The organism is Streptomyces sp. 2-1 (assembly GCF_048564895.1).
Lineage (GTDB): Bacteria > Actinomycetota > Actinomycetes > Streptomycetales > Streptomycetaceae > Streptomyces > Streptomyces phaeochromogenes.
Genome location: NZ_CP183383.1, coordinates 3,478,111 through 3,493,186 on the forward strand (window position 1 = coordinate 3,478,111; position 15,076 = coordinate 3,493,186).

Annotated in this window: 8 protein-coding genes; 2 read left to right on the forward strand and 6 right to left on the reverse strand. The window is 67.9% G+C overall.

The genetic code is table 11. From position 1 onward, the window contains the following. Positions 1 to 51: 51 nt before the first annotated feature. From pulA to ACN20J_RS15370, 6 genes are all read right to left on the reverse strand, one after another. Positions 52 to 5,532: a pullulanase-type alpha-1,6-glucosidase gene (pulA, locus tag ACN20J_RS15345; RefSeq protein ID WP_419666086.1), complete on the reverse strand. Its 5,481-nt coding sequence runs from the start codon at positions 5,530 to 5,532 to the stop codon at positions 52 to 54. A 203-nt stretch (positions 5,533 to 5,735) separates the two neighbouring features. Further along, positions 5,736 to 7,118 (reverse strand): alpha-amylase, encoded by a 1,383-nt coding sequence (locus ACN20J_RS15350; RefSeq protein WP_361901765.1) that lies wholly within the window; start codon positions 7,116 to 7,118, stop codon positions 5,736 to 5,738. Between the two features lie 162 nt (positions 7,119 to 7,280). Next, positions 7,281 to 8,963, reverse strand: a complete 1,683-nt coding sequence (locus ACN20J_RS15355; RefSeq protein ID WP_419666087.1) for a glycoside hydrolase family 13 protein — start codon at positions 8,961 to 8,963, stop codon at positions 7,281 to 7,283. Positions 8,964 to 9,200: 237 nt separating this feature from the next. Further along, a complete protein-coding gene (locus ACN20J_RS15360; protein ID WP_359725757.1) occupies positions 9,201 to 10,112 on the reverse strand; it encodes a sugar ABC transporter permease in 912 nt (303 codons plus the stop codon). A 13-nt stretch (positions 10,113 to 10,125) separates the two neighbouring features. After that, entirely contained in the window at positions 10,126 to 11,130 is a 1,005-nt protein-coding gene (locus tag ACN20J_RS15365) for a carbohydrate ABC transporter permease (protein WP_419666088.1), read from the reverse strand. Positions 11,131 to 11,255: 125 nt separating this feature from the next. Further along, positions 11,256 to 12,530, reverse strand: a complete 1,275-nt coding sequence (locus tag ACN20J_RS15370; protein ID WP_419666089.1) for an extracellular solute-binding protein — start codon at positions 12,528 to 12,530, stop codon at positions 11,256 to 11,258. Positions 12,531 to 13,039: 509 nt separating this feature from the next. On the opposite strand from ACN20J_RS15370, the gene ACN20J_RS15375 reads away from it, so the two are divergent. Both ACN20J_RS15375 and ACN20J_RS15380 read left to right on the forward strand, forming a co-directional pair. Next, complete coding sequence (locus ACN20J_RS15375) at positions 13,040 to 14,074, forward strand: LacI family DNA-binding transcriptional regulator (protein ID WP_281402034.1); 1,035 nt, start codon at positions 13,040 to 13,042, stop codon at positions 14,072 to 14,074. Positions 14,075 to 14,172: 98 nt separating this feature from the next. Beyond that, positions 14,173 to 15,045, forward strand: coding sequence for a phosphatase PAP2 family protein (locus ACN20J_RS15380; protein ID WP_190228183.1), 873 nt, complete (start codon positions 14,173 to 14,175; stop codon positions 15,043 to 15,045). Positions 15,046 to 15,076 lie beyond the last annotated feature (31 nt).

The window sequence follows — 15,076 nt, forward strand, 5'->3', positions numbered from 1 at the left end:
GTGGTGGGGCGGACCAGGGTTCGGGTTCCGCCCCACCAAATTAATGCCTAGTCAGCCGGTCCGGGTGAATACGGCCACGCTCCGTCCCGGAACGGCGAAACTGCCCGATTCCGGATCGTACGAAGAGGACTTGACGGTGGAGTCCGCGCCCGTCCGCTGCACCGGGTGCAGGGCGTACGGCATCCCGGCCAGGGAGGCGACCCGCTGCTCCTGCTGCTCGGGGGTCGCGTTGAACACCACGACGAGATCGCCGAGTTCCATGGTGATCACCCCGGGTGTCTCGTCCTTGCCGGACAGCGGGAAGGACAGCTTCGACTGCACCTGCCCGGCGGTGCCCAGCCCGAAGTCGCTCTCGCCGGTACGGATCCTCAGCAGGTCCTGGTACGCGGCGGAGGCGCCCTCGATCTGTGCGCAGCCGACCTTGAGACCGGTGGACGTCAACAGGGGCTTGGCGTAGGGCCACTTGGACTCGTTGTCGGCGGCCATCGGCAGCCCGCGCCCGAAGCCGTTGCCGTCCCGGCAGTCCCAGTGGATCGCGTTGAACCAGTCGCCGCTGTCGTAGGAGTTGCGGTCGAGCGACTTGGAACGCAGCAGGTCGGTGCCCGCCTGGGACAGCGCCGGGCCCTGCGAGAGCGCGGCCGTGGCCATCGCGAGGACCTGCATCCGGGCCCGGTCGGCGGCCGAGGTGCCCTTCGGCAGCTTGAACGCGAGCGCGTCGAACAGCGACTCGTTGTCGTGCGCGTCCACGTACGCGAGGGCGTCGCCGGGAGCGTCCGCGTATCCGGCGGGTGCCCCGTTGTAGTCGACCTCGGAGCCCTCGACCTCCTTGCCTGCGGTGTCGGTGAAGGTGTACTTGGCGAGGTTGCCGGAAAGACCCACCTTGATCAGGTCCTGGTAGTGCAGGAGGCGGGCCTTCTGCTCGGCCGAAGTGCCGTTGCCTTCCGAGGAGTTGGGGTCGGTGAAGAGGCCGGACGCGAAGCCCTGGACGCCCGGGTCCTCGTCGAACGGGCCGCCGCCGCGCACGGCGTCACGGGCCCGGTCGGAGAAGGTGGCAATGCCGGTTCCGGCCATGTTCTTCTGGGTGGCCTGGACGAAACGGGCGTCGTCCGCGATCTCGCCGAAGTTCCAGCCCTCCCCGTAGAGGATGATCTTCTTCCCGTCGACGCCGTCCTTCGCGGGGGTGAGCGCGTCGAGGGCCTTCCTGACCGCCAGGATGTTGGCCTTCGGGTGGTGGCCCATCAGGTCGAAGCGGAAGCCGTCGACCTTGTACTCCTTGGCCCAGGTGACGATCGAGTCGACCACCAGCTTGCCCATCATGGCGTTCTCGGGTGCCGTGTTGGCACAGCAGGTGGAGGTGGCGACGCTGCCGTCGGCGAGGAGCCGCTGGTAGTAGCCGGGGACCACCTTGTCGAGCACGCTCGTGTCGGCCTGACCGCTCGCGGTGGTGTGGTTGTAGACCACGTCCATGACGACCCGCAGCCCGTCCTCGTTCAGCGACTTGACCATCTTCCGGAACTCGACCGTACGGCCCGTCCCGTCGGGATCGGTGGCGTACGAGCCCTCCGGCACCGTGTAGTGGTACGGGTCGTAGCCCCAGTTGTACGCGTCCTTCGCCGCCACCTTCGCCACGCACTCCTGCTGCTTCTCGGAGTCGGCGGCGTAGGAGGAGAGGTCGCAGTCGGTCGTCGCCTGGTCCGCCTTCTTCTCCGGGATGGTGGCGATGTCGAAGGCGGGCAGGAGATGGACGTACGAAGTCCCGGACTCCGCAAGCTTCTTGAGGTGCCTGGAGCCCGCGCTGGCCTTGTCGGTGAAGGCCAGGTAGGTACCCTTGTCCTTCGCCGGGACCGTCTTGTCGTCGACGGAGAAGTCCCGGATATGGAGCTCCTGGATCTGCGCGTCCTTCAGCGGGACGGCCTTGGGCTTCCGCAGGCCCGACCAGCCGTTCGGGGCAAGGGACTTGGCGCCCAGGTCCACGACGAGGCTGCGCTCGGAGTTCGCGGTGAGGGCGACCGAGTAGGGGTCGGTGACCTTGTTGGTGACGACCTCGCGGACGCTGGGCGCCCACACCTTCACGACGTACCGATAGGCCTTGTCCTGCCAGGACTTGGGGCCGGACACGGACCAGACGCCGGTGGCGGAGTCCCGCTTCATCGGCACGGTCTTCGCTGACGCGCCCGAGTCCCCGATCTCCAGCTTCACGTCCTGCGCGGTGGGCGCCCACACGGAGAGCGTCGGGCGCCCCTTGTCGAAGGTCGGCCCGAGGTCCGCCTTCGTGGCGTCGCCGTACAGGTCGTCGAGCACGCCCGCGATCTGTACGCCCGTGGCCGCCAACACGGCCCCGTTGGCGGCCCGTTGGGAGGCGACGAGCTGGCCGCGCGGCGCCTCGCGCACCCGGTCACGATCGCGCGGGTCGACGGACCAGGCCTGGTAGTCCTTGAGGTGCGGGAACTTCGCCTTCTGGGCGTCGGTGAGCGTGGCCTTGTCGAGCCGCAGCCAACGCTCGTCGTCGCTGACCAGTGCGCCGTCCTTGACCTTGATGGACCCGTCACGCGAGTACAGCAACTGGGTGGACGCGGCGGCCTCGTTGCCGTTCCAGGCGACCGTGTTCCGGTCGATCCAGACCGCCTTGGAGGTGGTGAGGTCGAGCGCGGCTGCGCTGCCCGCGGGCTGCGGGAGGAGGTACTTCTCCTGGCCGCTCAACAGCCACACCTCATGGCCGTTCGCCGTGAGGTCGAGCGACTGGTCGGTGGGCAGGTCCTTCTCGTCGCCCTTGTGGATGATGTAACTGAGGCTGGTGGCACCCTCGGCGAGCGGCACCTCGAAGACAGCGCCATACGTGTCAGTCTTCACCGGTTCCAGGGGCTTCGACCAGTCCGTGGGGTCCGCGGCACCGGTCCAGGTGTGCAGTCCCCAGCCGTCGTAGTTCCCGTCCGCGCGCTGGTAGTGCAGTACGGCCTTGGTCTTGTCCGGCGCCGGATAGTCGGCGGCCGGGCGCTCGGTCCGTACGGCCTCCTTGCCCTGCTCGACCCAGATCTCGCCGGTCTTGGTGACGTCGATCGTGCGGTCGGCGGAGACGTCCTTGTTGCCGTCCTTGTCGATGACGAGGAAGCCCACGTTCGAGGCGCCCGGCTTCAACTTCACGTAGGCGAAGGCGCCGTAGGCGTCCCGGCCGATGAAGTCGTGCCCCTCCGGCCAGGTGGTCGCCTCGCCGTCGGCGATGTCGCCCCAGGCGTACAGCCGCCAGTCGGTGTAGTCGCCGGCCTCGCGCTTGTAGTGGACGACCGCGTACTCGCGCGAGGAGGCGCTCGGGATCTCCTCGGCGGGCGGGGTGCCGGTGGTGGAGGCGGCCGTCGTGCTCGCCGTACGCCCGGCGGAGTCGATCACAACCGCCTTGTAGCGCAGGGCTGTTCCGGCCGGTACGTCCTTGCCGACGACCTGGGTGACCTTGTACGGGGCGTGGTCGGCGGAGCCGAGCGTCTTCCACTTGCCGGTGCCGACCTGGGCGGCGAAGACGACTCGGTTGAGCTGTCCGCCGTCGACGTCCGCGGAGATCTCAACCGTGCCGGTGGCTCCCTCGGCGGGGGCCTTCAGCGTGACGGCCGGCTTGGTCGCGGGCGGGGCGAGCCTGCCCGTCGCCTTGAACACGACCGAGGAACCGGCCGGGACGGTGACGGTGACCTTCTTGTCCGCGCCGCTCTTGAGGGACTCGCCCCCGTCGCCCGTTCCGTCCGTCCCGTAGATCCCGCGGAACGTCATGCCCGCCGAACCGGTCGCGAAGGTCGCCTCCTTCGCCTTGTCGGCGTTGTTCACGGCGACGACGTACTCGATGCCGGTCTTCGCGTCCGTGCGGGAAAAGGCGTAGACGCCTGCGCCGTCGGCCGCGTACCGCTCCGTCTGGACGCCGTCCGCGAGGGCCGGGTTGGCCTTGCGGAGCTTCGCGAGAGCACTGATCTGCTTGTAGAGCGGTGCACTCGTGTCGTACGCGTCCTCGGCGTGCGTGCGGTCCGTGCCCAGCTCGTCGTCGTCCAGGTAGTCGGCCGTCTTCGAGGCGAACATGGTCTGGCGGGCGTCCTTGTCGCCGCCCGCGCCGGTGAAGCCCTGCTCGTCGCCGTAGTAGACGACCGGGTTGCCGCGGCCGAGGAACATCAGCTCGTTCGCGAGCCTGTCCTTCTTCACCAGCTCTGCGTCGGACGCCCCCGGGTTGTCCTGCTTGAGGAAGGTGCCGATGCGGCCCATGTCGTGGTTGCCGAGGAAGGTGACCTGCTCGTACGCGTTGGCCTTGTCGGTCGTGTACTTGTAGTCGTCCCCGAAGACCGAGGCCAGCCGCTTCGCGCTGCCACCCTGGGAGGCGTACGCCCGTGCCGCGTCCTGGAAGGGGAAGTCCAGCGTGGAGTCCAGGCGGCCCTCGGTTACGTACGGCGAAGTGATCGACGTGTCCGCCGAGTACACCTCGCCGAACATGAAGAAGTCGTCACGCCCCTGCTGAGCGGCGTACTTGTCGAGGGCCGTGGCCCACTGGGTCCAGAACTCCGTGTTGACGTGCTTCACCGTGTCGATGCGGAAGCCGTCGATGTCGTAGTCCCTGACCCACCGCTGGTAGATCTTCTCCATGCCGCTGACGACCTCGGGACGCTCGGTCCACAGATCGTCGAGACCGGAGAAGTCGCCGTAGGTGGAGTTCTCGCCGGCGAAGGTCGAGTCGCCGCGGTTGTGGTACATCGACGTGTCGTTGAGCCACGACGGCACCTTGACGTTCTTCTTCGCGTCGGCCACGACGGGCGTACGCGGGAAGGAGCCGTTCCCGACGGACGGGAAGTCCCCGGCCCCGTCCGCGTCCGCGTAGTCGGCGTCGTCGAAGGGCTCGCCGTCCTTCGTCAGGTACGGGAAGGCGCCCTTGGAGAGGTACGAGTAGGACTTCTCCTTGTAGTCGACGACGTCGGCCGTGTGGTTGGTGATGACGTCGAAGAAGACCTTCATGCCCTTGTCGTGGGCCTTGTCGATCAGCTTCTCGAGGTCCGCGTTCGTGCCGAAGTGCGGGTCGACCTGGGTGAAGTCGGTGATCCAGTAGCCGTGATAGCCGGCCGAGGCGTCCTTGCCGGTGCCCTGCACGGGCTGGTTCTTGAAGATCGGCGCCATCCAGATGGCGGTGGTGCCGAGGTCCTTGATGTAGTCGAGCTTCTTCGTCAGGCCCTTGAGGTCGCCGCCCTGGTAGAAGCCCTTGTCGGTGGGGTCGTAGCCGGTTTCGAGGCGGGAGCCCGTGAGACCGCCCCTGTCGTTCGACGTGTCGCCGTTGGCGAACCGGTCGGGCAGGACGAAGTAGAACTGCTCACGGGTGAGGTCGTTGCGGGCGGGCGCCTTGGCCAGTGCCGCGTCCGACGGGGGTGCGGGCGGGGTCGCGGCGCGCGCGGCCAGGGGCTGGACGAGCGCTGCCGCGAGAGCGGCCACGGCAACGGCCGCGACTCCTCCGCGATTCGGGGTTCGTCCGGGCTGCGCGCTGCGGCGCGCCCAGGGCGTCGGCCATCTCGGTATCACAGGCGTGAACTCCTTGCGATTACGGCTCATTCGGGTCCGACCCCACGCCGCGGCACGGCTACGTTGCCGGGCGCCGGCGTGACCGTATCGCTTACGTAAGCTTTGCAGCAAGAGTCCTGAAACCGATGGCAAGAACTTTCACATTCGGTCGGGACCGAGGGCCTGCTCACCACGAGATCGGTGAACAGGCCCCCTTCTGCCACTCAGCAGCTCGACTTGCCCGAGTAGACCGCCAGTGCCGTGTTCGCGCCCAACGTCGCCGTGAGCTGGCCCGAACTGTTCACCGTCACCGTCGTGTTGGCCTGCACGTTGCAGTACGTGCCCGCCGCGAGCGAGGTCTGGTAGGTGCGGGTCAGTGAGCTCGACTCGTGGTTGATGGCCACGAAGCCCTTGCTGCCGCGGCCGAAGGCGATGGCGTCGCCCCCGTTGTCCCACCAGTTGGTGACGGACTCGCCCCGGGTGGTGTTGCGGAAGGCGACCATCGACTGGATCTCGGGCCAGGCGTGCTGGCACTTCCAGCCGTCCTGCCAACAGGCGTTGACCGTACCGCCGTTGGGCGGGCCCGCGTCCGTGGAGGAGAACTCGTAGCCGGAGTTGATGTCGGGCGCGCCGTACGGGTAGGCCAGCATGAAGACGTTGGCCAGGGTGTAGTTGGCGTTGTCCTTGTAGCTGAGCGTGGAGCCGTTGCGCTCGGTGTCGTGGTTGTCGACGAAGACGCCCGAGACGCCGCTGCTCATGTAGCCCCAGCCCTCGCCGTAGTTCTTCAGGTAGGCGAGGTTCTCGTTGTTGAAGACCCGCTTGAGGTCGTACGCGTACCGGAACTCCTGGACGTCGCCGGTGCCGGTGTACTCGGTCGGCTGGACGGCCTCGCCGGCGCCGTAGATGGCCTCCTGCTTCCAGTACACGGACGAGTTGCTCAGCCTGCCCTTGATGTTGGCGAGGTCGGCGGCCGGGATGTGCTTGGCCGCGTCGATGCGGAAGCCGTCGATCCCCAGCGAGAGCAGGTCGTTCATGTACTTCGCGATGGCCCCGCGGACGTAGTCCTCGCCGGTGTCCAGGTCGGCGAGCCCGACGAGTTCGCAGTTCTGGACGTTGCCGCGGTCCTGGTAGTTGCTGATCTGCGAGGTGCAGTTGTCGAAGTCGGGCGAGGAGTACAGGCCCGGGTAGTCGTACTTCGTGTAGGACGAGCCGCCCGTGCCGGTGCCGCTGCCCGCCGACATGTGGTTGATCACCGTGTCGGCGACGACCTTCACACCGGCCGCGTGGCAGGTGCTCACCATGTTCTGGAAGGCCGTTCGGTCGCCGAGCCGTCCCGCGATCTTGTAACTGACGGGCTGGTACGAGGTCCACCACTGCGAGCCCTGTATGTGCTCGGCGGGCGGCGAGACCTGGACGTATCCGTAACCGGCGGGGCCCAGACGGTTGGTGCACTCCTTGGCGACCGAGGCGAAGTTCCACTCGAAGAGGACGGCGGTGACGTCCTTGCTGCCGGGCGGGGAGGCATACGCGCTGCCCGCGGTGCTCGCGGGGACCACGAACGCGGCGGCGGCGAGGGCGAGCGCGCCGGACAGAGCTCTCTTGGCCATGTGGGGGTCCTTCTCCATTGAAGGGAGGGCCGTTGAAGGTTCTTGCTGCAAGATTCAACGGCTGTGCGGTGCGCCAGATAGTAGAAGCCCGCCTCCCGAAGCGGAAGGCGGGCTTCTGAAAATTCCGGAAAGTTCTTGCAGAACCCCCGAGTTGATGAACGGTCAGTCAGCGATCCACCACACTGTGGTGTCGGCCGGCAGCTTCGCCTCGCCGTCGTCCGTCACGGTCACCTCGCCGCTCGCGAGCAGCACCCGCCCGCGCGCCGGGACGGTCGCCGCCTCGCCGCCGGTGTTGGTCGTGCAGACGAACGCCCCGCGGCGGAAGGCGAGTACGCCCTCGGGCGCCTTCAGCCACTCGACACGGTCGCCCGCGCCGAGGTCGGCCTGCTCGCTGCGTACGGCGAGCGCGGACCGGTACAGCTCCAGGGTCGAGCCCGCGACGCCGCTCTGCGCCTCGACGCTCAACTCGCCCCAGCCGGACGGCTGGGGCAGCCAGCTGCCACCGCTGCCGAAGCCGTACGACGAGCCGTCCCGGGTCCACGGGATCGGCACCCGGCACCCGTCGCGGAACCCGTCCTGGCCCGCTCCCCGGAAGTACGCCGGGTCCTGGCGCACCTCGTCCGGCAGGTCGACGACGTCCGGCAGACCCAGCTCCTCGCCCTGATACAGGTACGCGGACCCGGGCAGCGCGAGCATCAGCAGTGTGGCCGCCCGCGCCCGGCGCAGACCCAGCTCACGGTCTCCGGCGGTACGGATCTGGGTGCCGAGCCCGGCCGGGTTGGCGAACCTGGTCGCGTGCCGGGTCACATCGTGGTTGGACAGCACCCAGGTGGCGGGCGCGCCCACGGGCCGCATCGCGTCGAGGGTCCGGTCGACACAGGAGCGCAGCTCCGCGGCGTCCCAATGGGTGCTCAGGTACTGGAAGTTGAAGGCCTGGTGCAACTCGTCGGGGCGCACGTAGTTGGCGGTGCGCTCGATGGTCGGCGTCCATGCCTCGGCCACGAAGATCCGGTCGCCCGCGTACTCGTCGAGGACGATCCGCCAGGCCCGGTAGACCTCGTGGACGCCGTCCTGGTCGAAGAACGGCATGACATCGTTGCCCAGCAACTTCACCTGGTCGTGGGACCCCAGGTCCGGCAGTCCGTCCGCCTTGACCAGCCCGTGGGCCACGTCGATACGGAATCCGTCGACGCCCATGTCGAGCCAGAACCGCAGGATCGAGCGGAACTCGTCGCCGACGGCCGGGTGGTCCCAGTTGAAGTCGGGCTGCTCGGGCGCGAAGAGGTGGAGATACCACTCGCCCGGGGTACCGTCCGGCTCGGTCACCCGCGTCCAGGCGGGGCCGCCGAAGATGGACTCCCAGTCGTTGGGCGGCAGTTCGCCGTCCGCGCCCTTGCCCGCGCGGAAGTGATAGCGCTCCCGCAGCGGCGAACCCGGCCCCTCCGCGAGGGCCCGCTTGAACCACTCGTGCTGGTCCGAGGAGTGGTTGGGCACGAGGTCGACGATGATCCGCAGGGCGAGATCGTGGGCGTCACGGATCAGCGCGTCGGCGTCGAGCAGGTTGCCGAACATGGGGTCCACGGCCCGGTAGTCCGCCACGTCATAGCCGGCGTCGGCCTGCGGCGAGGCGTAGAAGGGGCTGAGCCACACGGCGTCCACGCCGAGGTCGCGCAGATACGGGAGTCGGGAACGTACGCCCTCCAGGTCGCCCATGCCGTCGCCGTTGCTGTCGGCGAAGCTGCGCGGATAGACCTGGTAGATCACCGCGTCGCGCCACCAGTCGCGACGGTCGGCGACAGTGGCGAGAGCGGAGGTCGGGGCCGGGTCGGCGGAGTGCTGGCTCATAACATCCTTGAGGCGTAACAGAGTTCGGTCATGGAGTCGCCGTGGCGGCGCGTGTCTTCTTCGTTTGTGGGACTGCTGCTGTGTGACTACTGATGTGGGACTGCGTGAACTGCTGACGAGGCGGTCGCGGTGTCAGCGGGGTCGGATGGACACCGCGACCGCCACCCGCGCCCCCGTTCAGGGGCGCGGGACTCTATCTGTACGCGGCTTCCGCCGCATGGGCGCGATCAGCCGGCGTCACCCCTTCGTTCCGCCCGCGGTGAGCCCGGTCACCAGGTTCTTCTGCACAAGGTAGAAGAACGCGGAGACCGGAATCGCCACCAACACCGCGGTGGCCGCCATCAGGTTGCGCTGCGCGTCGTGCTCGCTGACGAAGCTCTGCAGACCGACGGCGAAGGTGTACTTCGTGTCGGACAGCATGAACGTCGAGGCGAAGGCGACCTCGCCGAACGCGGTGATGAAGCTGTAGAAGGCGGCGACCGCGAGACCCGGCTTGGCGAGCGGCAGGATCAGCCGGAAGAACGTGCCGAAGGGCGAGAGCCCGTCGACGCGCCCGGCCTCGTCGATCTCGAAGGGGATGGTGTCGAAGTACCCCTTGAGCAGCCAGGCGCAGTACGGCACGGCCGTCGAGCAGTAGACGAGGATCAGGCCCAAGTAGTTGTCGATGAGCTGGAGTTCCGAAAGGATCTCGTACATCGGGACCATCAGCACGGCCACCGGGAACATCTGGGTGACGAGCAGGACCCACATGAACTTCTTGTAGCCGGGGAAGCGCATGCGGGAGACCGCGTAGCCCGTCGTGGCCGCGACCAGGACGCCGATGACGGTCGTGCCGAGCGACACGAGGAGCGTGCTCCACATCCAGTCGAAGAACGGCGTGTGCTGCAGCACGAACGAGTAGTTGTCGAACGTCATCTTGCCGAGGATGTCCCCGGGGTGCAGGTAGTCGTCCTTGTCCGGGCCGAGGGACAGATAGACGAGCCAGGCGATCGGGAAGAGCGCGATCAGGCTCGCGACGACGAGGATGCCGTGCGAGGTCAGGGAGCCGGCGAGGCTGCGCTCGCCGCGCCGCGGCCCCTTGCCCGCCGGGGCGGTGCCCGCGGGGTCCCGGTCCGCCGGAGCGGGGGACGTGACTGTGGTGGTGCTCATGGGGACTCCTGCCTCAGATCGCGAGCTGCTGCTCATTGCGGGCCAGCCAGCGGCGGTAGACGGAGGTGAAGACGATCAGGATGGAGAGCAGCAGCACGCCGTACGCGGCGGACTGCGCGTAGTCGCGCGGCTGCTGGCCGAAGCCCAGTTGGTAGGCCCAGGTCACGAGGATCTGCGCGTCCGGCGCGGTGTCGCCGAAGAGCAGGAAGATGATGGCGAACTGGTTGAACGTCCAGATGATGCCCAGCAGCACGACGGTGGAGCTGACCGACCGCAGCCCCGGCAGGGTCACGTGCCTGAAGCGCTGCCAGGCGTTGGCCCCGTCCATCTCGGCGGCCTCGTACAGGACGCCGTCGATGGACTGCAGGCCGCCGAGCAGCGAGACCATCATGAACGGCACACCGCACCAGGTGTTGACCATGATCGCGGCGAACCGCTGCCAGAAGGTGTCCTCCAGCCACAGCGGTGTGGGCAGATGCACTGCGTCGAGCATGGAGTTGATGACGCCGCCGTCGGCGAGCATGAAGCGCCAGCCGAAGACGGTGACGAAGGTCGGCACGGCCCACGGCAGGACCAGGATGAGCCGGTAGAAGGTCCGGCCGCGCAGCTTCTGGTTGAGCAGCAGCGCGAGGCCGAGGCCGATGGCGTAGTGGAGCAGCACGCACAGGGCCGTCCACACGATCGTCCAGATGAAGTGCGACCAGAAGCGGTCGTACGCGGTGGGGCCCCACAGGATGTCGGCGTAGTTGTCCAGGCCGATGAACTTGTAGGTGGCGTCGATGTGGTTGACGCCGATCGTGCGGGCCGAGTTGAGGCTCGTGGCGTCGGTGAACGTCAGGTAGATGCCCCGCGCCAGCGGATAGAGCACCAGCACACCGAGCACGACGACGACCGGGGCGATCATCGCGTACGCGTACCAGTACCGCTGGTACGAGTGCTTCATGCGCTGGAGCGGGCCGGGGCGCGGAGCCCGCTCACCGCGGCGCTTGCCGGTCGCGCGGTCGATGACGACTGTCATGATTCGACACCTTCTGGAAAATCAGGGGTTGGGCGCACGTTCTGGAGACACGGCCGATGGCCGCCGGATCCGTCCCCCCTGACCCCCGTCTCGCGGGGGCCCGGCGGATCCGACGGCCACACGGGTCACTTGCTGAAGTCGGGCACCAGCTTGGCGATCGCGGTCTCCGCGTTGCCCAGGCCCTTGTCCAGCGACTCCTTGCCACCGGCGATCTTGGGCAGTTCGGTGTCGAGCGGACCCCACAGCGAGCTGTACTCGGGCAGTGCCGGGCGCGGCTGGGCGGCGGAGAGCACGCCCTGGTAGCCGGCGATGCCCGGGTCGGCCTTGACCTCGGTGGTGTAGGCGTCGTCGCGCGTCGGCAGCGTGGAGTTCTTGAGGGCGATCGTCTCCTGGGACTTCGCCGAGGTCATGAACTTCACGAACTTGAGCGAGGCCTCCTGGTGGGCCTTGTCCGAGCCCGCGTACACGGAGAGGTTGTGGCCGCCGGTGGGGGCGCCCGCCTCGCCGCTGGAGCCGGCCGGGACCTTGGCGATGCCGAGGTTTTCCTTGTCCTTGAAGGCCGAGCCCTTGTAGAAGTTCGTGATCTCCCACGGGCCCTGGACGATCGCGGCGACCTTGCCGTTGACGAACGCGTCCTGGATGTGGGCGTACGCGTCCGCGGTGGTGTCGGCCTTGTGCAGGCCGTTGCCGCTGAAGAGGCCCTGCCAGGTCTTGTAGGCCTTCTTGGCCTCGGGCGAGGCGACGGTGATCTTCTTGGCGTCGGCGTCGACCGTGTCGGTGCCTTCGCCGTAGAGGAAGGACTGCGCGTAGTAGGCCTGGGTGGAGCCCCAGTAGCCGTCGACACCCGTCTTCTTCTTGATGGTGCCGGCGTCGGCCTTGAGGTCGGCCCAGGTGGCGGGCGCCCCGTCGAGGCCGGCCTTCTCGAAGAGGGCCTTGTTGTAGACCAGCGCGAGGGTGTCGGTGACCAGCGGCACACCGTACGTCTTGCCGTCGTACTTGGCCTGCTCGATCAGGCTGGGCTGGAACTTGCCCTGGTCCGCGAGGGCCTCGGTGCCGTCGAGCGGCAGGAAGAAGCCCTTCTTGGCGAACGCGGGGGTCCAGCCGACCTCGGAACGCAGGATGTCCGGGGCGCCCTTGGAACCGGCGGCGGTGTCGAACTTGTTCTGCGCCTGGTCGAACGGCACGTTGACGTACTTGACCTTGATGCCCGGGTTGGCCTTCTCGAATTCCTTCGCGAGGGCCTTGTAGACCGGTGCCTCGTTGGTGGCGTTGGACGTGTCCCACCACGTGATGGTGACCGGGCCGTCCGCCTTGCCACTGTCGTCGCTGTCGCCGCCGCAGGCCGTCGCCGCGAGGGCGAGGGACGCCACCAGTGCGGTGGCCGCTATGCCACGCCGCATGAGTTCTCCTTGAGGGTGAAAGCCCGTGTGCTTGAGGGAACGGCCCCGTCCGCCGTCCCTGCCGACTCTCCGACCGCACCGTTGCCGCCGCCGGGCGACGTGAACGTAACAGCGATGTAAGCGGCGCGAAAGACCTTGCAGCAAAAAAGTGCAAGAACGACGGACAGTTACCCGGGCGTGACCTCTTCTCGACCGTCCTGAGCCTTGATTCATGGGCATTCACCGGGAACGGGACCACTGTGCAAGACTCTGCAAGCTCTTGCCATACCCGTCGGTCACGGGGATCATCGCCCCGGCGGCGCCTTGCAGGAACCACCCGATCCCGCAGGCGCACACAGCGTGTACGCGACGGACACAGCCCCGAATTGCGACCGAAGTGCCGACCGAAGTGCCGACCAGAATCACGAGGGAACGCGATGACGCAGCAGCCCCGAGCGGGCCGATCAAGTGCCCGCACCCGTCGTTCGTTTGGTGGGCAGGGCGAGACCCGGCCGGTACAGTCCAGTCCTGTGACCACACGGCTTGCCGACATCGCAGCCCAGGCGGGGGTGAGCGAAGCGACCGTCAGCCGCGTCCTGAACGGGAAGCCCGGCGTCGCCGCGACCACCCGCCAGTCCGTTCTCGCCGCGCTCGACGTGCTGGGCTACGAGCGGCCCGTACGGCTGCGGCAGCGCAGCGAGGGGCTCGTCGGGCTGATAACCCCGGAGCTGGAGAACCCGATATTCCCGGCCCTGGCCCAGGTCATCGGCCAGGCGCTGACGCGGCAGGGCTACACACCGGTCCTCGCGACCCAGACCCCGGGCGGCTCCACCGAGGACGAGCTGACCGAGATGCTCGTCGACCGGGGCGTCGCCGGCATCATCTTCGTCTCCGGACTGCACGCGGACACCTCCGCGGACATGCAGCGTTACGAGCAGCTGCGCGGCCAGGGTGTGCCGTTCGTCCTCGTCGACGGTTTCTCGCCAAAGGTGCAGGCGCCCTTCATCTCGCCCGACGACCGGGCGGCGATGGCGCTCGCGGTCACCCACCTCGTCTCGCTCGGTCACACCAACATCGGGCTCGCGCTCGGCCCGAAGCGGTTCGTACCGGTCCAGCGGAAGATCGAGGGCTTCACCCGCACGATGCAGGATCTGCTGGGGCTGGCCACGGCCGACATCGAAGAGCGTCTGGTCCAGCACTCGCTGTACACACTGGAGGGCGGCCAGGCGGCCACCGCGGCGCTCATCGACCGTGACTGCACGGCCATCGTCTGCGCGAGCGACATGATGGCGCTCGGTGCGATACGGGCCGCACGGCAGCGCGGACTCGACGTCCCCAAGGACATCTCCGTCGTCGGCTTCGACGACTCGCCGCTGATCGCGTTCACGGACCCGCCCCTCACCACGGTCCGCAAGCCGGTCCCGGCCATGGGCCAGGCCGCGGTACGTACGTTGCTGGAGGAGATCGGCGGGACACCGGCGCCCCACAGTGAGTTCGTTTTCATGCCGGAACTGGTGGTGCGCGGTTCCACCGCTTCGGCTCCTGGGGACCGAAATCGTACGTAAGCAGTAGTGCCCCACATACTCCGGGTGTAGAACGTGCGGGCAGGACCCACCCAAGGGATGATCGGTGGGGAAGGGCTTATCTGGCAGACTCTGTCTCTATGGGTGAGAGCACCGTGACGACACTGGAAGGCCAGGAGCAGGCCGCACACCAGCCCGTCGCGGACGAGGCGAACAGCCGCGCGGGACAAGGTTTCCTGCGCCGCTTGCGTACGCCTCGCCGCCCCCGGCTCTGGTTCGAGATCCTGCTGATCGCGGTGAGTTACTGGACGTACTCACTGATCCGCAACGCGGTCCCCGAGCAGCGGACGAAGGCGCTGGAGAACGCCGACTGGATCTGGAAGGTCGAGCAGCATCTGGGCATCGCCGTGGAGGAGGCCGTCAACCACGGCGTGAACTCGGTGACTTGGCTGATCGTCGGCATGAACTACTACTACGCGACGCTGCACTTCGTGGTGACGCTGGGTGTCCTGGTGTGGCTCTTCCGCCGCCACCCGGGCCGTTACGCGGCGACGCGCATGGTCCTCTTCGCGACCACCGGTGTGGCCCTGGTCGGCTACTACCTGTATCCGCTCGCCCCGCCCCGCCTGATGAACGGCAACGACTTCATCGACACGGTCGTCGTCCACCAGACCTGGGGCTCCATGGCCTCCGGCGACCTGAAGAACATGTCGAACCAGTACGCCGCGATGCCGTCCATGCACATCGGCTGGTCCCTCTGGTGCGGCCTCACGATCTTCGCCCTGGCCTCGGTCCCGTGGGTCCGCGTCCTCGGCCTGCTCTACCCCACGCTGACCCTGGTGGTCATCGTCGCCACGGCCAACCACTTCTGGCTGGACGCGGTGGGCGGCATGATCTGCCTGGCCTTCGGCTACACGGTGGCGAGGCTCTGGTACGGATCGCTGCCGTACGCCTTGCCGCAGCTGGTCCCGGAGACGCCACCGAGGCGCCGCTTGCTGCCGACGAAGGCGTAGTCCACGGGGGTTCGACGCGGTCCGGCCGTCA